At 70.5% G+C, this 25,041-nt stretch carries 21 protein-coding genes, 1 pseudogene and 1 riboswitch; of the genes and pseudogenes, 15 read left to right on the top strand and 7 right to left on the bottom strand.

The window, feature by feature from the left end; genetic code table 11:
• Positions 1-8 precede the first annotated feature (8 nt).
• Together KIH74_RS17050 and KIH74_RS17045 are read right to left on the bottom strand one after the other, a co-directional pair.
• Positions 9-1,058, bottom strand: coding sequence for a hemolysin family protein (locus KIH74_RS17050; protein ID WP_214156937.1), 1,050 nt, complete (start codon positions 1,056-1,058; stop codon positions 9-11).
• Positions 1,055-2,455, bottom strand: coding sequence for a hemolysin family protein (locus KIH74_RS17045; protein ID WP_214157032.1), 1,401 nt, complete (start codon positions 2,453-2,455; stop codon positions 1,055-1,057). The genes KIH74_RS17050 and KIH74_RS17045 overlap by 4 nt, the downstream gene beginning before the upstream one ends.
• A 194-nt stretch (positions 2,456-2,649) precedes the next feature.
• Here KIH74_RS17045 and KIH74_RS17040 point away from each other — a divergent pair, with 194 nt between their 5' ends.
• Positions 2,650-3,672, top strand: coding sequence for an LLM class flavin-dependent oxidoreductase (locus tag KIH74_RS17040; RefSeq protein ID WP_214157031.1), 1,023 nt, complete (start codon positions 2,650-2,652; stop codon positions 3,670-3,672).
• 24 nt (positions 3,673-3,696) lie between these two features.
• Here KIH74_RS17040 and KIH74_RS17035 read toward each other — a convergent pair whose 3' ends face one another.
• The gene (locus KIH74_RS17035; protein ID WP_214156936.1) at positions 3,697-4,572 is read right to left on the bottom strand and encodes a LysR family transcriptional regulator; all 876 of its coding nucleotides are present in this window, start codon (positions 4,570-4,572) and stop codon (positions 3,697-3,699) included.
• Positions 4,573-4,704: 132 nt separating this feature from the next.
• On the opposite strand from KIH74_RS17035, the gene KIH74_RS17030 reads away from it, so the two are divergent.
• From KIH74_RS17030 to KIH74_RS17020, 3 genes are all read left to right on the top strand, one after another.
• On the top strand, positions 4,705-5,934 hold the full coding sequence (locus KIH74_RS17030; RefSeq protein WP_214156935.1) for an MFS transporter: 1,230 nt from the start codon (positions 4,705-4,707) through the stop codon (positions 5,932-5,934).
• 44 nt (positions 5,935-5,978) lie between these two features.
• Entirely contained in the window at positions 5,979-6,977 is a 999-nt protein-coding gene (locus KIH74_RS17025; RefSeq protein WP_246572490.1) for a ribokinase, read from the top strand.
• A gap of 60 nt (positions 6,978-7,037) precedes the next feature.
• A riboswitch (guanidine-III (ykkC-III) riboswitch) is annotated at positions 7,038-7,105 on the top strand.
• Positions 7,106-7,115: 10 nt separating this feature from the next.
• On the top strand, positions 7,116-7,430 hold the full coding sequence (locus KIH74_RS17020) for a DMT family transporter (RefSeq protein ID WP_214156933.1): 315 nt from the start codon (positions 7,116-7,118) through the stop codon (positions 7,428-7,430).
• A gap of 6 nt (positions 7,431-7,436) precedes the next feature.
• On the opposite strand, the gene KIH74_RS17015 is transcribed toward KIH74_RS17020, so the two are convergent.
• Complete coding sequence (locus tag KIH74_RS17015; protein WP_214156932.1) at positions 7,437-7,781, bottom strand: hypothetical protein; 345 nt, start codon at positions 7,779-7,781, stop codon at positions 7,437-7,439.
• A 705-nt stretch (positions 7,782-8,486) separates the two neighbouring features.
• Between KIH74_RS17015 and KIH74_RS17010 the strand changes: the two genes are divergently transcribed.
• From KIH74_RS17010 to KIH74_RS16985, 6 genes and pseudogenes are all read left to right on the top strand, one after another.
• Entirely contained in the window at positions 8,487-9,161 is a 675-nt protein-coding gene (locus tag KIH74_RS17010; protein ID WP_214156931.1) for an L-ribulose-5-phosphate 4-epimerase, read from the top strand.
• A gap of 85 nt (positions 9,162-9,246) precedes the next feature.
• On the top strand, positions 9,247-10,746 hold the full coding sequence (gene araA, locus KIH74_RS17005) for an L-arabinose isomerase (RefSeq protein ID WP_214156930.1): 1,500 nt from the start codon (positions 9,247-9,249) through the stop codon (positions 10,744-10,746).
• A gap of 70 nt (positions 10,747-10,816) precedes the next feature.
• The gene (gene chvE / locus KIH74_RS17000) at positions 10,817-11,941 is read left to right on the top strand and encodes a multiple monosaccharide ABC transporter substrate-binding protein (protein ID WP_214156929.1); all 1,125 of its coding nucleotides are present in this window, start codon (positions 10,817-10,819) and stop codon (positions 11,939-11,941) included.
• 87 nt (positions 11,942-12,028) lie between these two features.
• Positions 12,029-13,564 carry a multiple monosaccharide ABC transporter ATP-binding protein gene (gene mmsA, locus KIH74_RS16995; protein ID WP_214156928.1) on the top strand — a complete coding sequence of 512 codons (1,536 nt, stop codon included), beginning with the start codon at positions 12,029-12,031 and terminating at the stop codon, positions 13,562-13,564.
• Between the two features lie 579 nt (positions 13,565-14,143).
• Positions 14,144-15,376 (top strand): annotated as a pseudogene (gene mmsB, locus KIH74_RS16990) (multiple monosaccharide ABC transporter permease); the annotation flags it as partial.
• Between the two features lie 129 nt (positions 15,377-15,505).
• On the top strand, positions 15,506-16,609 hold the full coding sequence (locus KIH74_RS16985; RefSeq protein ID WP_214156926.1) for a LacI family DNA-binding transcriptional regulator: 1,104 nt from the start codon (positions 15,506-15,508) through the stop codon (positions 16,607-16,609).
• A 225-nt stretch (positions 16,610-16,834) separates the two neighbouring features.
• Here KIH74_RS16985 and KIH74_RS16980 read toward each other — a convergent pair whose 3' ends face one another.
• From KIH74_RS16980 to KIH74_RS16970, 3 genes are read right to left on the bottom strand one after another with little or no spacing between them, the layout of a single operon-like run.
• Positions 16,835-18,454, bottom strand: a complete 1,620-nt coding sequence (locus KIH74_RS16980; protein WP_214156925.1) for a methyl-accepting chemotaxis protein — start codon at positions 18,452-18,454, stop codon at positions 16,835-16,837.
• Between the two features lie 50 nt (positions 18,455-18,504).
• Complete coding sequence (locus KIH74_RS16975) at positions 18,505-18,879, bottom strand: RNA-binding S4 domain-containing protein (RefSeq protein WP_214156924.1); 375 nt, start codon at positions 18,877-18,879, stop codon at positions 18,505-18,507.
• A gap of 43 nt (positions 18,880-18,922) precedes the next feature.
• Positions 18,923-20,524 carry a hypothetical protein gene (locus KIH74_RS16970; protein ID WP_214156923.1) on the bottom strand — a complete coding sequence of 534 codons (1,602 nt, stop codon included), beginning with the start codon at positions 20,522-20,524 and terminating at the stop codon, positions 18,923-18,925.
• Between the two features lie 188 nt (positions 20,525-20,712).
• Between KIH74_RS16970 and KIH74_RS16965 the strand changes: the two genes are divergently transcribed.
• From KIH74_RS16965 to KIH74_RS16945, 5 genes are read left to right on the top strand one after another with little or no spacing between them, the layout of a single operon-like run.
• A complete protein-coding gene (locus KIH74_RS16965; protein ID WP_214156922.1) occupies positions 20,713-22,347 on the top strand; it encodes an ATP-binding protein in 1,635 nt (544 codons plus the stop codon).
• Positions 22,344-22,757, top strand: a complete 414-nt coding sequence (locus tag KIH74_RS16960) for a roadblock/LC7 domain-containing protein (RefSeq protein WP_214156921.1) — start codon at positions 22,344-22,346, stop codon at positions 22,755-22,757. The genes KIH74_RS16965 and KIH74_RS16960 overlap by 4 nt, the downstream gene beginning before the upstream one ends.
• Positions 22,754-23,143, top strand: a complete 390-nt coding sequence (locus tag KIH74_RS16955) for a DUF742 domain-containing protein (RefSeq protein WP_214156920.1) — start codon at positions 22,754-22,756, stop codon at positions 23,141-23,143. Before KIH74_RS16960 ends, KIH74_RS16955 begins: the two co-directional genes overlap by 4 nt.
• Positions 23,121-23,723: a GTP-binding protein gene (locus KIH74_RS16950; protein WP_214156919.1), complete on the top strand. Its 603-nt coding sequence runs from the start codon at positions 23,121-23,123 to the stop codon at positions 23,721-23,723. The genes KIH74_RS16955 and KIH74_RS16950 overlap by 23 nt, the downstream gene beginning before the upstream one ends.
• Complete coding sequence (locus KIH74_RS16945; protein ID WP_214156918.1) at positions 23,720-24,979, top strand: cytochrome P450 family protein; 1,260 nt, start codon at positions 23,720-23,722, stop codon at positions 24,977-24,979. The genes KIH74_RS16950 and KIH74_RS16945 overlap by 4 nt, the downstream gene beginning before the upstream one ends.
• The last annotated feature ends 62 nt before the right edge of the window (positions 24,980-25,041 follow it).

Below are 25,041 nucleotides of genomic sequence, written 5' to 3'. Positions count from 1 at the left end.
GTCGTCGGTCAGGCCGTCCGAGCCGGTTCCGGTGCCGCCTCCCGGGCCGGCCCCGCCGCCGACTCGGGGAAGAGCCGCTCCAGCAGGTCGGCCAGGGTGATGACGCCGGCGAAGCGGCCGTCCTCGGTGACGATGGCCAGGTGGTTGCGGGTCTCGCGCATCTGGTTCAGCGCCTGGAACACCTTGGTCCCCGCGGGCAGCTCCTGCACCGGCCGGGCCAGGTCCTGGGCCGGGGCGTCGTCCGGGGCCATCAGGGTGTCGCGCACGTGCACCACGGCGTTCATCGTGACGCCCTCGCCGATCAGGATGCGCAGGTGGCCGGAGGCCAGCGCGGCCTCCCGCACGGCCCGCACGTCCGAGCCCGGCGGCACCGCGGTGGGCCGCAGGTCACGGTGCACCAGGTCGCCGACGGTCAGCGACTCCAGCTCCAGCGCGTTGTCGAGCCGGGCCGACTCGCCCGCCTCCAGCGCCCCGACGCTGGCCGAGTGCTCGACCAGGCTCCGCAGGGCAGCCGGGTCCCGCCCCGAGGCGACCTGCCCGGCCGGGTCCACCCCGACCCGGCGCAGGCACCAGTTGGCCACCTCGTTCAGCGCGGTCAGCAGCGGGCGGGTGGTCTTCATGAACGCCCGCATCGGCAGGGCCAGCAGCACCGCCGAGGTCTCCGGGTGGGCGATCGCCCACGACTTCGGCGCCATCTCACCCACCACCAGGTGCAGGAAGGTGACCACGATCAGGGCGAGCACGAAACCCGCCACGTCGGCGGGCAGTTCGCCCATGCCCCAGTGCTCGAACAGCGGCGTGAGCCAGTGGTGCACGGCCGGTTTGGTGACCGCGCCGAGCGCCAGGGTGCAGGCCGTGATGCCCAGCTGCGAGCCGGCCAGCAGCACCGTCAGTTCCGACGAGCTGCGCAGGGCGGCGCGGGCCGCCCGGCTGGTGGTGGCGGCGTCTTCCAGCCGGTGCCGCCGGGCCGCGAGCAGGGCGAACTCCACGGCCACGAAGAACGCGCTGAGCGCGATCAGGGCCACGGTCACCACGAGAACGACGATCGGGTTGCTCATGCCGTCACCTCCTGGCTGCTCGGCCCGGTACTGCTCTTCTCGATCTCGGTACCGCTCTGCTCGATACGGACCCGCAGCTCGGACGGGACGTGCCGGTCCAGCCGCAGCACCTCGGCGGTGAGCCGGAACGACGGCGGCTCGCCGTCCATCGCCAGCAGCGCCGGATCGACCGGAAGTTCCATCGCCACGGTCGTTCCCAGACCGGGCAGCGAGCCGTGCCGGGCGATCACCAGGCCGGACAGTGTCTCGAAGTCGCCGCGGGGCAGGTCGCGGCCCACGGTGCGCTCGGCCTCGTCGAGCGGGGTCGCGCCGGGCAGCACCCAGGTGCCGTCCTCCTGCGGCCGGCCCGGGCGCAGCGCCGGGTCGTGCTCGTCGGTGATCTCGCCGACCAGTTCCTCGGCCAGGTCCTCGGCCGTGATCAGCCCGGCGAACCCACCCCACTCGTCCAGCACGCAGGCCAGCTGGGCCCGCTCGACCACCAGCAGCTGGAGCAGTGCCGGCAGCGGCATGGTGGTCGGCACCAGCGTGGCCGGGCGGATGATGTCGCGGGCGCTGCCCGGATGGTCCACGGGCAGCGGCAGCAGGTCGTGCAGATGCACCACGCCCAGCACCTCGTCGTCCGGGCCGAGCACCGGGTAGCGGCTGTGGCCCGTGCTCATCAGCTCCCGCACCAGCGGCAGCGGGTCGTCGGCGTGCACCACCCCCACGGCGTGCCGCGGGATCATCGCGTGCTGCACGTCCTGCTGCGGGAAGTCGAGGATCCGGTCGAGCAGCAGCGACAGCTCCTTCGGCAGCTCGCCGCTGCGCGCCGACTCGGCCACGATGTGCTCCAGGTCGCGGGCCGTGGCGGAGTGCTCCACGTCGTGCGCCGGCTCGATGCCGAGCAGCTTCAGCAGCAGGTTGGACGCCTGGTCGAAAACCTGGATGAGCCAGCCGAACACGGTCAGGTAGCCGCTGGTGGACGAGGCCAGCCAGAGCGACACCGGCTCCGGCCGGGCGATCGCCAGGTTCTTCGGGAACAGCTCGCCGAAGATCATCTGCACCAGGGTGGAGAACAGCAGCGCCAGCACGGTGCCGATCGCGATGCCGACACCCTCGGGCACGCCGACACCGCCCAGGGCCTCACCCAGCGCCTCGCCGATCAGCGGCTCGGCCACGTAACCCACCAGCAGGCCGGTGATCGTGATGCCGAGCTGGGCGCCGGACAGCATGAACGAGGTGCGCCGGGTGACCCGTAGCGCCCGCTCGGCCGCGGCGTCGCCCGCCGCGGCCCGGGCGCCGAGGGCGGACCGGTCCACCGCCATGAACGCGAACTCCTGCGCCACGAAGTATCCGGTGACGGCGGTGATCGCCAGAACCACCAGGATGCCCAGGAGCAGGGACAGGATCCACATCAGTTCGTTCCCCCCTTCACCACGTCAGGCTCGGCGTAGATCAGGGGGCATGGATAGTCGTGGTCGTCCATCTCTCTCCGTCATGGGGTGGCCTTGCGAGGGATAGGAACGTGTCGTCCGGCGCACCGGTTCCCTGAAGTCACCCGGACGGGGGCCACGACGGAATGATTGAGCGTGCAACCATTGTTCTCGTGCCCATGGACAAGAAGATCGGCTTCCTCAGCTTCGGCCACTGGCGTGACGTCGCCGGGTCGCAGACCCGCACCGGCGCGGACGCCCTGCTCCAGACCATCGAGCTGGCCGAGGCCGCGGAGGAGATCGGCGTCGACGGCGCCTTCGTCCGGGTGCACCACTTCGAGCGCCAGCTCGCCTCCCCGTTCCCGCTGCTGTCGGCCATCGGCGCGCGCACCCGGCGGATCGAGATCGGCACCGGCGTGATCGACATGCGCTACGAGAACCCGCTCTACATGGCCGAGGAGGCCGCCGTCGCCGACCTGATCAGCGGCGGCCGGCTCCAGCTCGGCGTCAGCCGGGGATCACCCGAGACCGCGCTGCGCGGCGCCGAGAACTTCGGCTACGTCGCCCCCGAGGGCAGCACCCCGGCCGAGATGGCCCGCACCAAGACCGAGATCTTCCTCCAGGCGATCCAGGGCGCGGCCGTCGCCCGCACCGACCCCGAGCGCACCGGTGGGGTCAGTGGCGGCCTGGCGATCCAGCCGCAGTCGCCCGGCCTGGCCGAGCGGATCTGGTGGGGCGCCGGCACCCGGGCCACCGCCACCTGGGCCGCCGAGCTCGGCATGAACCTCCAGAGCTCCACCCTGCTCTCCGAAGACACCGGCGTGCCGTTCGACCAGCTCCAGGCCGAGCAGATCCGGATGTACCGGGACGCCTTCCAGGGCGACCGCACGCCCCGGGTCTCGATCTCGCGCAGCGTGCTGCCGATCACCACCGACGTCGACCGGCTCTACTTCGGCGAGCGCGGCGAGGCCGACCAGGTGGGCCTGCTGGAGGGCGTGCGCTCGCGGTTCGGCCGAACCTACGTGGGCGACCCGGACCGGATCGCGCGGGAACTGGCCCAGGACGAGGCGGTGCGGGAGGCCGACACCGTGCTGTTCACCGTGCCCAACCAGCTCGGTGTGGAGTACAACGCCCGCATCCTGTCCACCATCGCCGAGCACATCGCCCCGGCGATCGGCTGGAAGCACCCGGACGCCCGCTGACGGGTCTGATCGTCAGCCTGACCGTCAGCCGGTGACCAGCTGGATCAGTGCCCGGGCGGCCGCGCTCACCGGCCGGTCGTCCGGCACCGCCAGGGCCACCGGGAAGCTCAGGTCGGCGTCCGCCACGGGCAGGGAGACCACACCGGGCACGCCCTCCACCGCGAACTGCGGAAACAGCGCCACGCCCAGCCCGTTGCGCACGTAGTCCGGCCCGATCGCCAGCTCGGTGATCTCGATCGTCACCCGGCGCCGCAGGCCGGCCGTGGCGAAGGCCCGGTCGGCCGCCGCCCGGTTGCCGAAACCGGCCGGGGAGTCGATGAAGTCGAGGTCGGCGAGCTGGGCCATGGTCACCGACGCCTGCCCGGCCAGCGGGTGCCCCACCGGCAGGGTGAGCCGCAGGTCGGAACGGGCCAGCTCGATCAGCCGGATGCCCGGCCAGGTCTGCCCGGACGGCGTGACGAAGGCCAGGTCGATCCTGCGGTCGATGATCAGCTGCACCAGTCCCTGGGTGCCGGTGGGGGAGACCCGGGTGTAGAGCTGAACTCCCGGATGACGCCGGTGGTACTCGCCGAGGACGGCCGGCACGTCGACCACCCGGATCGAGATCAGCACCCCGATCCGCAGTGACCCGCCCAGGCCGCCCCGCACCCGGGCGACGGCGTCGCGGGCCTCGCGGGCGGCGTCCAGGGTGGCCCGGGCGCGGGGGAGCAGCTCGGCCCCGGCGTCGGTCAGCGTGACCCGGCGGGCGGCCCGGTCGAGCAACCGCGCACCCAGCTCCTTCTCCAGCGACTTCACCGCCGCCGACACCGCGGACTGCACGATGTGCAGGCGCTGCGCGGCGCGGGTGAAGTTCTCCTCCTCGGCCACCGCGACGAAGTACTCCAGATGCCTGAGCTCCACGGGCGTCAAGCTATCGCGATCCGCGATCGCAGCGAGCTGAAAGCTTCGTTGGACGTGATAGTCGCAGGTGAGCACGATGGAAGGCATCGACCTTCGATCCACTCTCGATTCGATCCATCAGGAGCGCTCGTCATGTCCCTGTCAGTCTCCGCACCGGCACCCGCCGCACCGGTCGTGGGCTCCCGTCGCCACGGCACCGGGTTCTGGCTGATCGCCTTCGCCTTCCTCACCGCCATGGCCTTCTCCACGGTGCCCACCCCGCTGTACCCGCTCTACATGGCGCGCGACGGCTTCTCCACCTTCATGGTCACCGTGGTGTTCGCGGCCTACGCGGTCGGCGTGGTGATCAGCCTGCTGCTCGCCGGGCACGTGTCCGACTGGGTGGGACGACGCCGGGTGCTCCTGCCCGCCCTGCTGCTGGAACTGGTCGCCGCCGCGCTGTTCCTGGTCAGCACCGACCTGACGGTGCTGCTGGTGGCGCGGCTGGTGACCGGCCTGGGGGTGGGGCTGGTCACCGCGACCGCCACCGCACACCTGGCCGAGCTGCACGCCGCGCACCGGCCCGGCGCACCGGCGCAGCGGTTCGAGATGGTCTCCACCGCCGCGAACATCGGCGGTCTGGGGTTCGGCCCGCTGGTCGCCGGGTTCCTGGCCCAGTGGGTGGGAGCCCCGCTGCGCACCCCCTACCTGGTGTTCGCCGTCCTCCTGTTGCTCGCCCTGGCGGCCGTGCTGATCGCGCCGGAGACCGTGACCCGGCCGGAGGTGACCCCCGCCTACCGGCCGCAGCGGATCAGCGCCGACGGTGACCCGGCCGGATACCTCGCTGCCGCCGCCGCGGCGTTCACCGGGTTCTCGGTCTTCGGCCTGTTCACCTCCGTCGCACCGGGTTTCGTGGCGGGCACGCTGCACCACCCGTCGCGGGCCCTGGCCGGGCTGATCGTGTTCGCGGTGTTCGGGGCGGCCGCCTCCGCGCAGACGCTGACCGCCGCGCTGCCCGCCGGGCTGAAGATGACCGCGGGCCTGGTGGCCGAGGTGGCCGGGCTGCTGGTGCTGGTCGCCGGCGCGCATGCGCAGAGCCTGGCGCTGTTCCTGATCGGCGGCGTGCTGGCCGGCGTCGGCGCCGGCGTGCTGTTCAAGGCGGCCGTCGGCACGGTGGTCGCGACGGCCGCGCCGGCCAAGCGCGGTGAGGCCCTGGCCGGGCTGTTCCTGATCGGCTACCTCGGCCTGATCGGCCCGGCCCTGGGCATCGGGGTGGCCGTGCGCAGCCTCGACACCACCACGGTTCTCACCTGGTTCGCCGGTCTGCTGCTGGTGCTGCTGGCCGGGGTGGGCGTGCTGAACCGCCGTCGGTCCGGTCGTTAGGACGTAGGCTGTGGGCCGCTCGAACCGATCTGAGGGGTGACGGAATGGCCGTCTGCGTCGTTGGCAGTGTGAACCTGGACCACGTGGTCCGCGCCCCCCGGATCCCCCGGCCGGGCGAGACCGTTCTGGGCACCGACGTCACCGAGCACCCCGGCGGCAAGGGCTCCAACCAGGCGATCGGTGCCGGGCGCAGCGGCGCGCAGACGGTTTTCGTGGGGGCACTGGGTGACGACGCCGCGGCCGCGCGCCTCCTGACCGAGCTACGCGGTGCCGGGGTGGACACCCGCACCCGCACCTCGCCCGTCGCCACCGGCACCGCCTGGATCACGGTCGGCGACGACGGCGAGAACGTCATCATCGTGGTGCCCGGCGCCAACGCCACCGTCACCGAGCTCACCGCCGCCGAGCGAGAGGTCGTCGCCACCTCGCGGATCCTGCTGATGCAGCAGGAGATTCCGCAGACCTCCATGGTGGACGCCGCCCGCTCGGCCGCCCCCGGCGCACTGGTTCTGCTGAACGCCGCGCCCACCCGCGAGGTGGACCCGGACCTGCTCGCCCTGGTCGACGTGCTGATCGTGAACGAGCACGAGGCCGCCGACCTGAACGGATCCTCCGCCCCCGCCGGGGAACTGGCGGCCCGGCTGCTGGAACAGGTTCCGGCGGTGGTACTCACGCTGGGTGCGCAGGGCTCACTCATCGCCGTGCGCGGCAGTGAACCGGTCGCGGTGCCCGCGCACCGGGTGCGGGCGGTCGACACCACCGGCGCCGGTGACGCGTTCTGCGGCGCGCTGGCGGCCGAACTGGACCGGTCGGCGGGAGAACTCGGCCGTCCGGACGCCGGTCGGGGCCGTTCGTCCCGCGAAACCGGCCGTTCGGCAGGTGGATCGGATTCCGGTGCGGCCGGGGAGCTGCTCGGCCGGCTGGTGTCGGCGGCCCGGTTCGCCACCGCCGTCAGCGCTCTCGCGGTGCAGCGCCCAGGTGCGGCGAGCAGCATCCCGACCCGTGACGAGGTGCTGAAGTCCCAGGCTGCCGGCGCCTCCTGACCGGATGCCCCTTCCGCGTGAAGGGGGTGGACAGGCCCGGGCGGGTTTGCTTCCCTGGGGGCAGGGCCATCTGAACATGGTCCCCGGACGAGGTATGCCGTACCCGGAGCGCGACAAGACGGCATCGGGAGGCTCGTCATGTCGTGGTTCGTTCTCGTCGTCTCCGGAATCCTCGAGGCGGTCTGGGCCGTCGCTCTCGGCCGTTCCGAGGGATTCACCAAACCCGTTGCCACGGCCGTATTCGCCGTCGGCATGCTGGCCAGCACGGCCGGCCTGGCCTATGCGATGCGCACCCTGCCGGTGGGCACGTCGTACGCGGTGTGGGTGGGAATCGGCGCGGTGCTGACCGTGCTGTTCGCGATGGTGACCGGGGCAGAGGCGGTCTCGGTGCCCAAGGTCCTCTTCCTGCTGATGATCGTCGGCGGTGTGGTGGGCCTCAAGCTGACTCACTGAGGTCGCTCAGCGCAGCAGCGCCACCGTCACCACGATCGTCATGACCAGGTCGCAAGCCATCACGCAGCAGCAGGTTTCGGTGATCAGCTGGCGATAGTTCAGCGCCGAGCGGCGGATCCAGAGCAGTGCCGGACCGCCGACCACGGCCGGCAGTGCGGCCAGAGCGCCCGTGGTCAGGGCGGAGGCGAGCAGCTCGTCTGTCCTGGCCCGGGCGGCGGCCGTGAGCAGGACGAACGCCTCCGCCGCCAGCGTCGCCACCACCGCCGCGGCCACGAGTGCCCCCACCCGCACCGCGGCGAGCTGGTGCCGGTAGCGGACGGACCAGTGCGGGGGAGTTCCGGCTCTGCCCACTTGTCCACCTCACATCGCCTCAACGGGTCCGCATTGATCGCGCTCAGTTTATGAAAGATAACGGCGAGTAACCGAATTCGGTGGATAACGGCCCGGTCTCGGCGCCGTCCACGGGTTTCGACGACCGTTCGTCGCCATGATTCGACCGTTCGGCGGGCTATGCCGACCGTTCGGCGACCGAATGTGTCTTTCCGTCCCGTCAGTCACATCAGTTCCGGTCTAATACCCGGCGGAGCGTTTGACCGTTTCGCCTTTCGTTAACGGTCACAACTTTCCGGTTCAGGCTCGTGCTGGTGATCACCCAGCTCACCTTCATGGCCCTGAACTGCGGTTCAGCCCTCGAGGACGGGGTGGGATCCGGGTCTTAAGGCCTTCTTGACAGGGGCGAGGCCTGTCCCGCAAGCTCTCACCCCAGCGAACGTTGTTAACGTTCACAATGATGAGTTGACGAACGTCGAGGGAGACGGGCATGGCGGCGCAGCAGCTGCACGAGCGTTCAGCCGCCGTGTCGCACAGCGGCGGGTCCGGTGGTGCGGGGCTCATGATCCTGCCTGCCGACGTCGACGGACCGCGCGGCCGGAGCTGCCTCAGCCGCCGCGAGAACCCCACTGCGAAAGACCTTTCCGTCTGCGGTGGCAACGATGGACAGAAGAGATCGACGGCTCCGCGGCACCCCGTGCGCGCGGGGCAGATTGCTGGGAAGCCGTGACCATCACCGAAGACATCCGCACCACGGTCGCCTCGATCCGTGAGGAGGTGGCCCGGCTGCACGCCGAGCTGCCGCGCAACGGGCTGGTGGTGTGGACCGCCGGCAACGTGTCCGCCCGGGTGCCCGGCGCCGACCTCGCCGTGATCAAGCCGTCCGGCGTCTCCTACGACGACCTGGACGCCGACGCGATGGTGGTCGTGGACCTGGACGGCAACCTGGTCGAGGGTGACCACAACCCCTCGTCCGACACCGCCGCGCATGCCTACGTGTACAAGCACATGCCCCACGTGAACGGCGTCGTGCACACCCACTCCACCTACGCGACCGCCTGGGCCGCCCGGCGTGAGCCGATCCCGTGCGTGCTGACGATGATGGCCGACGAGTTCGGCGGCGACATCCCGGTCGGCCCGTTCGCGCTGATCGGCGACGACTCGATCGGCCGCGGCATCGTGGAGACGCTGAGCGGGCACAACTCCCCGGCGGTCCTGATGGCCCAGCACGGTCCCTTCACCATCGGCAAGAGCGCCAAGGCCGCCGTCAAGGCCGCGGTGATGCTGGAGGAGGTGGCCCGCACGGTGCACCTCGCCCGCACGCTCGGCCCGGTGGAGCGCTTGGCGCAGGGCGACATCGACAGCCTCTTCGACCGCTACCAGAACGTCTACGGCCGATGACCGCGGTGGCTCCTGGGGCGTCCATCGTCGCCCCAGGGGCCGCTGCTTTTGACGTTGAATCGGACCGAGTGACAAGGATTTTGAGATGACGCAGGAAAAGACGATCTGGTTCCTCACCGGAAGCCAGAACCTGTACGGCGACGACGTGCTGGAGCAGGTCGCGAGCCAGTCGCAGGCGATCTCGCAGGCCCTCGCCGCCTCCGGCGCGATCCCGGCCGAGGTGGTCTGGAAGCCGGTGCTCAAGGAGTCGGCCGCGATCCGCCGGATCATGCTCGAGGCCAACGCCGACGACAACTGCATCGGCCTGATCGCCTGGATGCACACGTTCTCCCCGGCCAAGATGTGGATCTCCGGCCTGGACGCGCTGGACAAGCCGCTGCTGCACCTGCACACCCAGGCGAACGAGGCCCTGCCGTGGGCCGAGATCGACATGGACTTCATGAACCTGAACCAGGCCGCCCACGGCGACCGCGAGTTCGGTTACATCCAGACGCGTCTCGGCACCCCGCGCAAGACCGTCGCCGGCCACGTCAGCTCGCCGCGCACCATCGAGAAGGTCGGTGTCTGGGCCCGCGCCGCGGCCGGCCGCCACGCCATGCGCACCCTGCGCCTGGCCCGGTTCGGCGACAACATGCGCAACGTCGCGGTGACCGAGGGCGACAAGGTCGAGGCCGAGCTGCGGTTCGGCACGTCGGTGAACACCTACGGCGTGAACGAGCTGGTCGAGGTCGTGGACGCGGTGGACGAGGCCGCGATCACCAGCCTGGTCAAGGAGTACGAGGACCTCTACGACGTGGCGCCGGAGCTGCGCGCCGGCGGGGAGCGGCACGACTCCCTGCGCTACGGCGCCCGCATCGAGGTCGGGCTGCGCAGTTTCCTGACCGAGGGCGGCTTCAAGGCCTTCACCACGAACTTCGAGGACCTCGGCGGCCTGCGCCAGCTGCCCGGCCTGGCCGTGCAGCGGCTGATGGCCGACGGCTACGGCTTCGGCGGCGAGGGCGACTGGAAGACGTCGGTGCTGCTGCACACCCTGAAGTCCGCCGCGCAGGGCCTGCCCGGCGGCACGTCCTTCATGGAGGACTACACCTACCACCTGGTGCCCGGCCAGGAGCTCATCCTCGGCGCCCACATGCTCGAGGTCTGCCCGAGCATCGCTGCTGCCAAGCCGAGGATCGAGATCCACCCGCTGGGCATCGGCGGCCGCGAGGACCCGGTGCGCATGGTGTTCGACGCCATGCCCGGTGAGGCGGTCACGATCGGTATCGCCGACATGGGCGACCGGTTCCGGTTCGTCGCCAACGAGATCGAGGTGGTCGAGCCTCTCGAAGCTCTTCCGAAGCTCCCTGTCGCCCGCGCGGTCTGGAAGCCCCAGCCCGACCTGGCCACATCCGCCGAGTCCTGGCTGATGGCGGGCGGCCCGCACCACACAGTTCTTTCCACCGCCCTGACCGGCGAGCACCTCGGCGACCTCGCCGACATGCTGGAGACCGAGCTGGCACTGATCGACGCCTCGACCGACGTCCGTTTGTTCGGACGCGAACTGAGGTGGAACCAGGCGTACTACCGCCTGGCGCAAGGCTTCTGACGATAGGTCCCCCCTGTAGTAGTCCTGTCCGGCGGCCAAGGATGGCCGCCCGAGTTCCCGGAGAGAACAGATGCAACGCAGCAGAGTTACCCGGATCATCGCCGGTCTGACCCTCGTGACCGCCCTCGCGGCGTGTGGGTCGTCCGAGAAGACCGGTGGCACCAGCAGCAGCGGCGGCGACGTCGAGGGCTCGCTGGTCGGCGTGACCATGCCGACCAAGTCCTCGCAGCGCTGGATCGACGACGGCGACAACGTGAAGGCCGCGCTCGAGAAGCTCGGCTACAAGGTCAGCCTGGAGTACGCCGAGGACCAGATCCCGACGCAGGTCAACCAGATCGAGAACCAGATCGCCCAGGGCGCCAAGGTTCTCATCGTCGCTGCCATCGACGGCACGGCGCTGACCTCGCAGCTGGAGTCGGCCAAGGAGCAGGGCATCAAGGTCATCGCGTATGACCGCCTTCTGCGTGACACCGAAGCTGTCGACTACTACGCCAGCTTCGACAACTACAAGGTCGGCGTGCAGCAGGCCACCTCGCTCCTGACCGGCCTCGGTCTGGTGGACGCGGACGGCAAGGAGACCGACGAGAAGGGCCCGTTCAACGTCGAGCTCTTCGCCGGCTCGCCGGACGACAACAACGCCACGTTCTTCTTCAACGGCGCGATGGACACCCTGAAGCCGTACCTCGACGACGGCCGCCTGGTCGTCAAGAGCAAGGAGACGGAGTTCAAGACCGTCGCCATCCTGCGCTGGGACCCGGCCACGGCCCAGAAGCGCATGGAAGACCTGATCACCAAGTCCTACGGTGACGCCAAGATCGACGGTGTGCTCTCGCCGTACGACGGCATCAGCATCGGCATCCTGTCGGCGCTGAAGAGCGCCGGTTACGGCACCGGCGACCAGGACTACCCGATCGTGACGGGTCAGGACGCCGAGGCCGCCTCGGTCAAGTCGATCGCCGCCGACGAGCAGTACTCGACCATCTTCAAGGACACCCGCAAGCTCGCGGATGTCGCCGTGACGATGGCCGACGACCTGCTCAAGGGTGAGACGCCCGAGGTCAACAACACCGAGGACTACGACAACGGCAAGAAGGTCGTTCCGTCGCAGCTGCTCGAGTCGCAGATCATCACCAAGGACAACTACCAGGAAGTCCTGGTCGACTCGGGTTACTACTCCGAAGACGACCTCAAGTGAGCTGAAGTCCCCCAGCTGCCGGTCCGCCCACAGGCATCCCCTCCGCCTGGTCACGGGCGGGCCGGCGCATCCCCTTGAGGAGCGCGGATGCCCGGCAACATCCTAGAAATGCGTAACATCAGCAAGACCTTCCCGGGCGTGAAGGCGTTGCAGAACGTCACTTTCACGGTGGCGCAGGGCGAGATCCACGCCATCTGCGGCGAGAACGGCGCCGGGAAGTCCACCCTGATGAAGGTTCTGTCAGGGGTCTACCCGTTCGGTGAGTACGAGGGCGACATCGTCTTCGACGGCGAGACCTGCCACTTCTCGAACATCCGCGACAGCGAAGAACGCGGAATCGTCATCATCCACCAGGAACTCGCGCTCGTTCCCGAGCTGTCGATCGCGGAGAACATCTTCCTGGGCAACGAGACGGTCAAGCGTGGCCTGATCAACTGGGACGAGACCAACCAGCGGGCGGCCGAGCTGCTCAAGCGGGTCGGTCTGGCCGAGAACCCGACCACGAAGATCGTGGACCTCGGCGTGGGCAAGCAGCAGCTGGTCGAGATCGCCAAGGCGCTCTCGAAGAAGGTTCGCCTGCTGATCCTCGACGAGCCCACGGCCGCCCTCAACGACGCGGACTCGGCGCACCTGCTCGACCTGCTGCGCGGGCTGCGTGACGAGGGCATCACCTGTGTGATCATCTCGCACAAGCTGAACGAGATCGAGGCGATCTCCGACCAGGTCACGATCATCCGTGACGGTCAGACGATCGACACCCTGCACATGCGCAACGATGCGGTCACCGAGGACCGGATCATTTCGCTCATGGTCGGACGCTCGCTCGAGAACCGTTACCCCGACCGCGATCCCGCCATCGAGATCGGCGACGAGGTCCTGCGGATCGAGAACTGGACCGTGCACAGCCCGACCCAGCACGGCCGCGTCCTGATCAAGGACGCCAACCTCACGCTGCGGGCCGGCGAGGTCGTCGGCCTGGCCGGTCTGATGGGTGCCGGGCGCACCGAACTCGCGATGAGCGTGTTCGGACGCAGCTACGGCACCGGAATCAGCGGCCAGCTGTACAAGTTCGGCAAGCCGATCGAGGCGAAGAACGTGCAGCAGGCCATCCAGCACGGCCTGGCCTACGCCACCGAGGACCGGAAGCGCTACGGCCTCAACCTGATCGACAACATCAGGCGGAACGTCTCCGCCGCGGCCCTGGGCAAGCTGGCCAAGGGCGGCTGGGTGGACGACAACCAAGAGCTCTCCGTGGCCGAGGGTTTCCGCAAGAGCCTGCGGATCAAGGCGCCGACCGTGGCCTCGATCACCGGCAAGCTGAGCGGTGGCAACCAGCAGAAGGTCGTGCTGGCCAAGTGGATCTACACGGATCCCGATGTGCTCATTCTCGACGAGCCGACGCGCGGTATCGACGTCGGCGCCAAGTACGAGATCTACCAGATCATCAACCAGCTCGCCGCGGAGGGAAAGGCGGTCCTCGTGATCTCCTCCGAGCTCCCCGAGCTGCTCGGCATCTGCGACCGGATCTACGCCCTGTCGGCGGGACGGATCACCGGCGAGGTGCCTCGCGAAAAAGCCACCCAGGAGCTGCTCATGCAGTACATGACGCGAGGGCAGGAGTGAACCATGGCGACGACCGATTCCTCCTCGAAGCCTGACATCGAGACGAAAGAGCCTCAGGAGCCGAAGGACTCGGCGACCGGGACGACCAAGGACGCCGAGGTGACCAAGGACGCCGAGGTGACCGAGGACGCTGCGGTGGCCAAGGACGCTGCGGTGGCCAAGGACGCTGCGGTGACCGAGGACGCCGAGGTGGCCAAGACCGAGGAGCCCGCCAAGGTCGAGGAGCCTGCCAAGGTCGAGGAGACCGCCGCGGTCGAGGAGACCAAGGCGCAGGACGCCCCGAAGACCGAGGGAACCACGGCGGACGAGGCCAAGGTCGAGGCTGCCGCGGTCGAGACCCCCGCGGTCGAGACCCCGGCGGCCGAGGTCACCGAGACCAAGGCTGCCGAGACCAAGGCTGCCGAGACCGAGGCTGCCGAGACCGAGGCTGCCGAGACCGAGGCTGCCGAGACCGAGACGGCCGAGACCAAGGCTGCCGAGACCAAGGCTGCCGAGACCGAGGTCGTCGCGACCACGGTCGCCGAGCCCGCCGTCGCGGACGTCAAGGCGGAGAACGCGGCGAAGGTCGCGGAGGGCACCGCCCCGGCCCCGGCCGGCGCCACCAAGACGACCGAGAAGCCGAAGAGCCGCTTCTCGTTCAGCGTGGGCAACCTGCGCGAGAACGGCATCTACATCGCCTTCGCGGCGATCGTGCTGCTGTTCGCGGTGCTGACGGACTTCCGTCTGCTCCAGCCGCAGAACCTGTCGAACGTCATCATCCAGAACAGCTACATCCTGATTCTGGCGATCGGCATGATCCTGATCATCATCGCGGGTCACATCGACCTGTCGGTGGGATCGGTACTCGCGGCGACCGGTGCCTTCGCGGCCGTCCTGATGGTGAATCACGACGTCCACTGGGCGATCGCGATCCCGCTCACCCTGGTCATGGGTGCGCTGATCGGTGCCTGGCAGGGCTACTGGGTGGCCTACTTCGGCATCCCGGCCTTCATCGTCACTCTGGCCGGCATGCTCCTGTTCCGTGCCGCGACGATGATGATCCTGGGTAACCAGGGCATCGGCCCGTTCCCCGACACGGTGCGCTCGATGGCCAACGGCTTCACCCCCGGCTGGCTCGGCAACGTGGCCCTCGGCGCCCTCGGCGGCGCCGACCTGGTCACCCTGCTCGTGGGTCTGGCCCTCGTGGTCGCGATCATCTGGACGCAGTGGCGAGCCCGCTCGGCCCGGGCCGGCTTCGGCCAGGCCGTCGAGCCGATCAGCCTGTTCCTGCTGAAGGTCATCGCGCCGTCCGTGGTGCTGATGTTCGTCATCGTGCAGCTGGCCCGGTTCAAGAACCTGCCCTGGGTGCTGCTGCTGCTCGGCGCGCTGGTCGTGATCTACACGCTGATCACCAACCGCGCCGTGTTCGGCCGTCACATCTACGCCATCGGTGGCAACGTCAACGCCGCCATGCTCTCCGGCGTGAAGGTCAAGCAGGTCACCTTCTGGCTGTTCGTGAACATGGGTGTGCTGTCCGCCGTGGCGGGCATCATCTTCGCCGGCCGGCTGAACCTGGCCGGCCCGACCGCCGGTAACAGCTTCGAGCTGGACGCGATCGCCGCCGCCTTCATCGGTGGTGCGGCCGTGCAGGGTGGCGTCGGCAAGGTCGTCGGTGCCATCACCGGCGGTCTGATCATGGCGGTCATCAACAACGGCATGTCGCTGCTCGGAGCCCCGAGCGAGCAGGTGATGCTGGTCAAGGGTCTGGTGCTGCTGCTCGCGGTGGCGTTCGACGTGTGGACCAAGCGTCGCGCGGGTGCCGGCGGCCGCTGAGACATTCCGGCGTCAATGCCCCGAATGTGATCGAAAACCCCTGGCACGGGCACGAATGCAGTGCCCGTGCCAGGGCTCGTCAGCACGACCGACCCCGCGCGTGAATCCTGCGACGTTAGGATCAGTTTCATGACACCCCCGTCCCGGGCGGCGGCCCAGGCCGGCGGCGATCCAGGGAATTCCGGCAATCCGGGCGGCAGTTCCGGTGGCAACGCGAGCAACGCGGGCCACCGCAAACGTCCCGGGATGCACGATGTGGCCAGGCTCGCAGGGGTGTCGCACCAGACCGTCTCCCGGGTCCTGAACGGGAGCGACGGCGTGAGCTCCCGCACCCGTGCCGTCGTCCTCGCCGCCATCGAAGAACTCGGTTACCGCCCCAACTCGGCGGCCCGCACCCTCGTCACCGGCCGTTCCAAGGTGCTCGGCCTGGTCACCATCGGCGGCGCCCTCTACGGGCCGATGTCCATGCTCTACGGCGTCGAGTCGGCCGCCCGCGAAGAGGGTTACATCCTCACCGTCGCGAATGTCGGCGGCGGAGAAGGTGGTTCGGTCGAGCGGGCCGTCAACCGCCTGGAACACCAGGGCGTCGAGGGCATCATCGTGGTCGCCCCGCTCACCTCGGTCGGCGAGTCGCTGGAGTCGATGGCCCGTCACCTGCCCCTGGTCGCCATCGAGAGCTCGGTCGGCCACGGCATGCCGGTGATCGCCGTCGACCAGAGCGCCGGGGCCCGTCTGGCCACCGAGCACCTGCTCGGCCTCGGCCACGCCACGGTCTGGCACGTCGCCGGTCCCACCCACTGGTACGAGGCGCAGGACCGGATCACCGGCTGGACCACGGCTCTGCGCGAGGCGGGTGTCGACGTCCCCCCACTGCTCCACGGTGACTGGAGTGCGTCCACCGGTTACGACGCGGGCCAGATCCTGAGCCGCATGCCCGACGTCTCCGCGGTGTTCGTGGCCAACGACTCGATGGCCGTCGGCGTGCTGCGCGCCCTACGTGAGAACGGCCGCGACCTGCCCGGCGACATCAGCGTGGTGGGTTTCGACGACATCCCCGAGGCCGGCTACTTCAGCCCGCCGCTGACCACCGTGCGCCAGCCGTTCGAAGAGGTCGGGCGCCGCAGCCTGAAGGCCCTGCTGGCCCAGATCGGCAGCGGCGACGCAGACCACGGCCGGGTGGTGATCGCCCCGGAGCTGGTGGTGCGCGAGAGCACCGCCCCGCCGCGTCACTGAGGGCCGGGATTAAGGGGCGCGGTCCCTGCCCCCGTCAAGCCAGGGACCGCGCACCCGCCACGCGCCGCTGCCCGGTCGGCGCCCCTCCCTCACCCGCAGGGCGTCCGGCATCCGTCCGGTGCCGGGGGCGGGTGGCTTGCTTCCAGTAAGCCCCCGGGAAAGGCTTCCGGACAATTGGTGAGAAGCGGACACCTGCACTGTCCCCAACCCCGGCCGGCCGGTGCCTCAGATCCGGAAGCGCCGCACCACGTCCTGGAGCTCCTGCGACGACGCGTCCAGCGAGGCCGCCGCCGCACCCACCTCGGCCAGCTGGCTGGAGGTCTGCTCGGTCGCCCGGGCCACCACCGACACGTTCGCGGCGATCTCGCCCGAGCCGTCGGCCACCCCGGACACGTTGCGCGCCATCTCCGCCGTCACCGCCGTCTGCTCCTCGACCGCCGCGGCGATGGTGTTCTGGAAAGTGCTGATCTGGTCGATGACCTCGGAGATCTCGCTGATCGCCGAGACCGCCGCGCTGGTGTCGGACTGGATCGCCTGCACCTTGGCCACGATGTCCTCGGTGGCCCGTGCGGTCTCCTGCGCCAGTTGCTTGACCTCGTCGGCGACCACCGCGAAGCCCTTGCCCGACTCCCCGGCCCGGGCCGCCTCGATCGTCGCGTTCAGCGCCAGCAGGTTCGTCTGCTCGGCGATCTGGGTGATCGCCTGCACCACCGTGGCGATCTCGGCGGACGCCTCGCCCAGCCGGCCGACCACCTGGCTGGTGGCCTCCGCGCTGCTCACGGCCTGGCCGGCCACCCGGGCGGCCTCGGTGGCGTTGGTCGCGATCTCCTGAATCGACTGCCCCATCTCCTGGCTGCCCGCCGCGACGGTCTGCACGCTGGTGGAGATGTCGTCGGCCGCGTCGGCCACCCGGGCGGCCTGCTGCGCGCTCTCGGTGTTGCTGGCGGTCAGCTTGGCCGCGGTCTGGTTCAGGTCGGCCGACAGTGAGGTGAGCGTGGCGGAGCCCTGGGTCAGGGCGAGCACCGCGCCGCGGGTGTTCTCCACCGCCTCGGCCAGTGCGGCGTCCGCCGTCGTCACCTCGTCCTTGCCGGAGGGCACCGGCGTGCTGGTCAGGTCGCCGGACGCGACCCGGCGCAGGGCGTCCACGGTGCGGCTCAGCGGCGAGGTGATGCTGCGGGTGACCGTCCAGGCCAGCAGCCCGGCCAGCACCACGGAGATCAGCAGGGTGCTCGCCACCAGGGTGCGCACCAGGTCGGCGTCGTGCGTGGCGTCGGCTCTCTCGTCGTCCAGGCGCTGGTTGACCGACGTGGTGATGGCGGCGGTCTGCTCCAGCAGCTTGTTGTACGAGGTGTAGCCGACATTCAGGATCTCGTCGTCCCCGGCGTTTAACCGCCCCGCCTTGAACAGGGCGTAGGCCGTGTCGTCGGAGGCGAAGTAGGTGGTCCAGTTCTCCTTGATGCCGGCGAACGTCTCCTTCTCCGATGCGCTCATCGACGACACCGGGAAGCTCTCCAGGTAGGCCAGCAGCTTGGCCTTGTCCGCCAAGAAACCGGCCCGGTTGGCAGAGTCCTCCGACAACGGATCCTTCACACTGGGCCGACGGGTGTCCCAGGCGTAGGCAACCTGCCAGCCGGAGATGTCGGCGTTGTAGAAGCTGACCTTGTCGACGGCGTTGACCAGCTTACTGAGGCTCTCGACCTGGTCGGCCGAGGCTCTCTGCTTCTGCATGCCCACCAGCGCGGCGCCGGTGGCGGCCGCGAGCATGATCGTGACCACGGCGAACGCCACCGCGAGGCGGGTCCCGATGCGGAACCTGCGGAGCTGACCGAGCACTGTTCCTCCCATGAGCAGACCTCTCTGACGTCGGCTCACCGGGCGGAATGTTGAGTGTGCAGCTACCAGGCGGGGGGACGGAGCCGGTCCAGCTGACGCCGGTCCCGCTTGGTCGGGCGGCCCGCGCCCCGGTCACGCACGGCGACCTGGACGATCTCCTCCTTCGGTGGAGGTGCCGGGGTGAGGTCTTCGTAGCAGGTGACGGCCACGGCCGCGCCCACCCGCTTCTGGATCAGCCGGCGCACCACCGCGATCCGCTCACCGCCCGTGGTGAGGGCCTCGATCCGGTCGCCCACCCGCACCGTGGTGGACGGTTTGGCCTTGGCCCCGTTGACCGCCACGTGCCCGCCCCGGCAGGCGCTCGACGCCACCGATCTGGACTTGAACAGGCGAACCGACCAGATCCAGACGTCCAGCCTCACCTCTGCCGCATCCATCCGGCCAGCCTAGAACACGGCCTGCCGCAGCACCTGTCCCGGATCAGAACCGCAGGCGCACGGTGAACGTGACCACCCCCGTCGTCCCCGGTTCCGGGTGGCCCAGGTCGAGGCGGAACAGCGGTGCGCCGTGCCCGGCCGGCCGCACCTCGCTCACCTCCACGCTCAGCCCTTCGGGAAACGCGAGGACGACGCCATGAACCAGTTCCAGCTCACCCGGGGCCACCGGCCGGGGCTCGTGCCGCAGCATGAAGGGCCAGTGCAGGGACGCCGGAGCGGTCAGGTCCCAGCGGTCGCGCAGCACCACCCAGCCCGGAGCCCGGTCGAGCAGCACCCGGCGGCGCAGACTGCGCACCCCGGCCTCGTCCGGGTAGGCGGGGGCCAGGTCGAGCGTGAGCCCGGCGCCGTGCCGGCCGATGTCGCAGGAGACGTCCACGGCCCGGTGCCGCCGGCCCGCTGCCTGGTGGTGACCGTTCACCACCGGCACGTTGTGGTGGGCCGCGCCGATCACCAAAGGCTCACCGTCCCAGCCAATCACCACCGTGCCCACGTCGCCCCGGGAAGGCTGCCCGCCGTTGTGCCCTCCCCGCACCGCCAGGAACACCCCCTCGGTTCCGCCGGGCAGACGCCGCACGGTCAGCACCTCGGAACCCGGCAGCCAGGTCCGCGCCGGGTAGGGGAAACCCGGCTGATCCTGGGCGATATCGCGGCTCCAGGCCGGGTCTGCGAGGTCGAGCAGGGTGCGACCGAGCGAGGTCGCGGCGGGCAGGGGGTGCGGTTCCCGTAGGGCGAGGGCGTGCCGGCGCACCTCGGGGAGCTCCAGCCGGGTGCCGAGAAGGTACAGCAAATGTGGCGTCAGGTCGGATTTTTCGATGATGTCGACGGACTGGTGCGGGCTCATCAGTGTGGCCGGCGGACGTTCCGCCACCTCGACGAGTTCCGGACGGCTGAACCCGTCGAGGCCGGTGGCCAGCCGGATCCACTCCAGCGTCTCGGTCACGGCGGCGGCCGGGAACCCGTCGCCGGGCGGCCGGCCGAGCAGGTGGCCCAGGTGGTGCACGGTCCGGTCGAGCACGTCGAGCAGTTGCTCCCGGCTCGCGGCCAGCTGGAGCGCGGCCGGCACGACACCGGCGTGAACCGCCCGCCCGGTGGAGCGGTACGGCTCCAGCACCCGTTGCCGCACCTCCCCGGCGATCAGTTCACGCAGCTCCCGCACCCGGTCGCCGAGCAGATGATCCACCCAGGCCAGCAGGGCTGCGGTTTCGGTGGACAGCAGATCCGGGCATGGACGGCGAGGGCCGGGCCGGCACCGGCTGCTCCGGTCGCACACCGCCCGGACGCCGTGCACCACGTCGTCGAAAAACCGCTGCTCGCCGGTCAGGTGGGCGGCCAGGGTCGCGGCCGCGAGTCGTTCCAGCAGGTGAGGAGTTGTCGGTGCGGTTGTCGGTGAGGTGGTGGGCCAGGGTGTGGCGAGGTGCCGGTCCGCCGCCTCGCGGACCGCCGTGTCCAGTCCGGCCCGGTTCCGGTCGAGACGCGGAAAGGGCTGCCATGTGCCCGGTTCGGGCAGGGCCGCGGCCAGCGCCCGGCGGTCCGGCAGAGCGTGCGGCCGCCCGCGGTCGCCGGCGGAGGCGCTGTCGTGGTGCATGCGACCAGGCTGCCACCGGCGGGAGGACACCAGAAAATCATCGGGGACGGTGAATTCGTTCATCGTGTTCTGTGGGAGCCCTTAGGGACTTGTGCTAGGTTTTTCGCCCATTAGTCCGATACGGGTATTAATACCCCCGGACCGTTTGAATTATTGATCTGACCGTCTCGTGACGCGAAGGGTGTCCATTGACGAGTGCAGCCCGGCCCCCTCGTCGTTCACCGTCTCCCTGGCTGGTCGGTGCCCTGGTGGCCGGTGCCGCCGCCTGGGCCCGTCACCGTTCGGCCCCCTGGCCGGACACCCAGCACCTGGGCGGCAGCTGGGCCCGGATCGACCCGCCCGCGTCGCGCACCGGCAACCCGCCGGTGCTGTCGGCCGGCCCGGACCCGACCGCGCCGGAGGCCGAGGCCGCCCGGGAACGGCGCCGGGTGGCCGATCTCCAGCGCGAGCTGGAGCACATGCTGAAGGTGCGGCTGCCCGCCGCCCTGGCCGGCACCCGCACCCCGGGCGCCGACCGGCCGGACGACCTGGCCCCGGAGACCGCCGCCCTGCTCGAGGAGATGCTGAGCCAGATCGGCACGGCCATGCTGGAGCGTGAGGAGTCGCGGCGCCTGGCCCTGGTCGAGCTGGCCAGCCGGGTGCAGACCTCGGCCCACCGCATCCAGCAGGCGATGAGCGGCCTGGCCGAGAAGCACCCGGGCGACCCGGACCTGCTCGAGACCACGATGCGGGTCGACCACGCGGCCACCCAGCAGGCCCGGCACGCGCAGAGCGTGAAGGTGCTGTGCGACGAGTGGCCGGGGCAGCAGTGGCCGGCACCGCTGGCGCTGGTCGACGTGGCCCGCGCCGCCTCCGGCCGCATCGTCGCGTTCAGCCGGGTGCAGGTCACCGGCGACCAGACCGTGGCCTCGGTGCCGTCGGTGGTCGAGCCGCTGATCCACCTGGTGGCCGAGCTGCTGGCCAACGCCACCGAGTACTCGGCGCCCTCGGCCCCGGTCACCGTGTCGGTGCGCGGCGTGCAGCGCGGCGCCGTGATCGAGATCGACGACAGCGGTTTCGGTCTGGACGAGTACCGGCTGGCCGAGGCCCGGGAGATCGTCTCCGGCCGGCGCCTGCTGAATGTCGGTGACGTGGGCGAGATTCCACAGACCGGCTTCGCGGTGGTCGGCCGGTTCGCCCGCCGGCACGGGCTCACCGTCGACCTGGGCATGTCGCCCTACGGCGGGGTGCGCGCCGTGGTGCTGGTGCCCAGCCGCCTGATCGAGACCGTGGCGCTGCCCGCCCCGGTGCTCCCGCCCGAGCCGGCACCGAGCCCGGTGTCGAGCCCGGTGCCGAACCCGGTGCTGAACCCCGCACCCGACCCCGCGCCGAACTCGATGTTCGCGCCCACGCCCGCACCGGCGTCCACCATTGAACCCCCGGCTGCGCCGACGGCACCGGTGACACCGGCACCACCGGCCAGCCTGTTCGAGCCGCACACCCCCGTCGGCACCGACCCGGCCGAGCCGGTCGACGGTGCGGACGTCCAGCTGCCGCAACGCCGTTCGCGGCGTCGTGACCAGACCAGGCCCTTCGGAGGAGACCCGGCCGGCCGACCCCGGCCCGTGGTCTCGACCGCTCCCGCCACCGCCCCGGAAGAGGCCGGCGACTGGATGGAGCGGTTCTTCGAGGGGTCCCAGCCCATCCCGGTGACCCCGGCTGCCGATTCCCCGACGGAGACCCCATCGACGGACGCGGCGGTGAACGAACCGACCACGAACGACTCCGATCCCGAGGGCGAACAGAGCTCCTCGACCACCCGGAAGGACGCCGCGCAGGGATGAGCGACCCGCAGAAGAACCGTCAGAACGACCGTGGCTGGATGATCGCCGAGGTGAGTGTCGTTCCAGGGGTGCGGGACGTGGTCGTCTTCAGCGTGGACGGCCTGCTCCTGGCCGGTTCCGCCGGCCTGGGCCGCGACCGTGCCGAGCGCCTGGCCGCCACCTGCTCCGGACTCCAGTCGCTGGGCCGTGCCCTGGGCGCGGAGTTCGGCACCGGCGACGGCGCGGTGCGGCACCAGATGATCGAGTTCGAGGGCGGTTTCCTGTTCCTGCGCAGCGCCGACGGTGCCCACCTGGCCGTGGTCGCCGACCCGGTGGTGGACCCGCGCGCGGTGGCCCGGGCGATGCAGGCCCAGGTGCTGAAGATCGGCGCCGAGAACCTGAGCAGCCCCGCGCGGCAGGACGCACCGTGAGCGGGTCTGGGGAACCAGACCGCCACCAGTTCAGCCAGCCGTTCGGTGCCCGGCCATTACGGCCCTACGTCATCACCCGGGGTCGTGCCCGGGCCACCCGGAACACGGTCGGCGTGGAGACGCTGCTGATCGCGCCCGACCCGACCCGGGAGCTGCCGGTCACGGCCTCCCGCGAGGAACGGGCCCTGGTCCGGATGTGCGGGCGGCTGCTCTCGCTGGTCGAGGCGGCCGCCCACCTCGACCTTCCGGTCAGCCTGGTCAGCGTGCTCGCGTCGGACCTGATCGACGCCGGCTACCTGACCGCGCGCTCCGGTGCGCCCCGGCAGGCCGCTCCCGACTCCCAGCTTCTTCAGGAGGTGCTGCATGGTCTCCGCGGGATCCGCTGACCGCTACCTTCCCGACACGGTGTCCCGCTCGGCCAAGATCCTCGTCGTCGGTGCGTTCGGCGTGGGCAAGACCACCCTGGTCGGCTCGGTCAGCGAGATCACCCCGCTGCGCACCGAGGAGGTGATGACCGAGGCCGGTGTCGGCGTGGACGAGCTGGGTGCCGGCAGCGAGAAGACCACCACCACCGTGGCCATGGACTTCGGCCGCATCACCATCAACCCGGAACTGGTGCTCTACCTGTTCGGGGCGCCCGGCCAGCGGCGGTTCTGGGACCTGTGGACCGACCTGGCCGTCGGCGCCATCGGGGTGCTGGTGCTCGTCGACGTGCGGCGCCTGGAGCAGAGTTTCGACGTCCTGGAGCAGCTGGAGGAACGCGAGCTGCCGTTCGCGGTGGCGGTGAACCGCTTCCCGGACGGCCCCGCCGTCACCCTCGACCAGGTGCGTGGCGCGCTCGACCTGCTGCCCGAGACCCCGGTGGTGGAGTGCGACGCCCGTGACCGGTCCTCCTCGGCCGGGGCGCTGCTGGCCCTGGTCGAGTACGTCGCCACCCACGACCCGCGCCGGGAGTTCGCCCAGTGACCACACCCCCTCCGGGTTGCCCGGCGCACGCCGGCGCGACCCCGCTGATCTCCGCCACGGCCGCCCCCGACCACCGCGTGGTGTTCCGCCGCCTGCGTGACGAGCAGGGGCCGGTGGCCCTGGTCGAGCTGGAACCCGGCGTGCAGGCCTGGCTGGTGATGGGCTACCGCGAGCTGCTCGCCGTGACCCGGGACGAAAGGCTGTTCAGCCACGACGCCCGCAACTGGCGCGATCTGAACGACGGTGTGGTGGCGCCGGATTCGGGGCTGCTGCCGATGATGGGCTGGCGCCCCAACCTGTTCCAGGCCGACGGGGACGAGCACCGCCGGCTGCGCCGTCCGGTGGACGAGGGCATCGCCACCATCGACCAGCGGGCGATCCGCCGCGAGGTGGAGGCGCTGTGCACCGACCTGATCGCTCAGTTCTCCGAACGCGGCAGCGCCGACCTGATCGGCGAGTACGCGGCGATCATCCCGACCCTGGCCCTGGCCACGTTGTTCGGGCTGGACCGGGAGGGCGGCCAGGAACTGCGCCGGGCCCTGGCCGCGCTGTTCGGCAGCCAGGAGAACTCCCAGGCCGGTGACCGGCGGTTCGACGAGATCCTGATCGACCTGGTGCAGAGCCGGAAACTGAACCCGGTCAACGACGTGACCGGTGTGATCGTGGCGCACGAGGCCCTGCACGGCGACGAGGAGCGGGTGCAGTCGCTGGTGCCACTGATCGGCGCCGGCAACGAGACCATGACCTCCTGGATCGCGCACACCCTGCGCCTGCTGCTGACCGACCCGCGGTTCTCCGCGCAGCTGCGCGGCGGCAGTCTGGGGGTGGACGACGCGCTGGACGAGGCGCTCTGGCGGGAACCGCCGATGAACGTGATGCCGGCCCGGTATGCCTTGCAGGACTGCGAACTCGGCGGTCAGAGCATCCGCCGGGGCGACGTGCTGGTGCTCGGTCTGGGCGCCGTGGTGGACGACCCGCTGATGCAGACCGGCAACGGCCCGGTGGCCGAGCCGTTCAACCGGGCGCACCTGTCGTTCGCGGCCGGCCCGCACTCCTGCCCGGCCCGGGTGCCGGCCCGGGTGATCGTGCGCACGGCGGTCGGGACGGTGCTCAATCAGCTGCCCGACGTGCACCTGAGCATTCCCGCGGAAGAACTCACCTGGCTGCCCTCGCCCTGGACCAGGGTGCCGACGGCGCTGCCGGTCGAGTTCTCCACGGTGATCGCCGATCCGCCCCTGGCACGCGCCGGGGCCTGAGTCCGGCCGGGCCCACGGAAGAGCCCGGTCTCATTGGCAAGTCACTTCGGCAGGAGGCCCAC

Source organism: Kineosporia corallincola (assembly GCF_018499875.1).
In the GTDB taxonomy this organism is placed as follows: domain Bacteria; phylum Actinomycetota; class Actinomycetes; order Actinomycetales; family Kineosporiaceae; genus Kineosporia; species Kineosporia corallincola.
This window is presented reverse-complemented; position numbering and strand designations above follow the sequence as displayed.